Here is a 292-nt window from a genome sequence, read left to right on the forward strand (position 1 = left end):
AACTTACGATGTTTCTTTTAGCATTTCTCCTGCTTCTGCTGTTATTACGACCTCTGCAGGAACTGTTACTGGGAACTCTATTACTGGTGTTCCTGCTGGAACGGATATTACAATTACTGCAACTAGTGCTGTTAATGGATCATGTCAAGATACCTTAATGGTTACTGCGCCTAATTGTGCTTGTCCTTTTATCGATACGCCTACTAATCCTAACAATCCTAGTATTTGTTTTGGGGCAACTACACCTGCTTTAAGTGTTGTACTATCTGGCCCTCCTGCTTTAGGGGATGCT

1 protein-coding gene is annotated in these 292 nt (G+C 41.8%); it reads left to right on the forward strand.

What is annotated here, in order from left to right:
- A partial coding sequence (locus ACVC08_RS00070) for a hypothetical protein (RefSeq protein WP_452600482.1) occupies positions 1-292 on the forward strand: 292 nt, incomplete at both ends.

The organism is Pontimicrobium sp. MEBiC06410, from assembly GCF_053601615.1.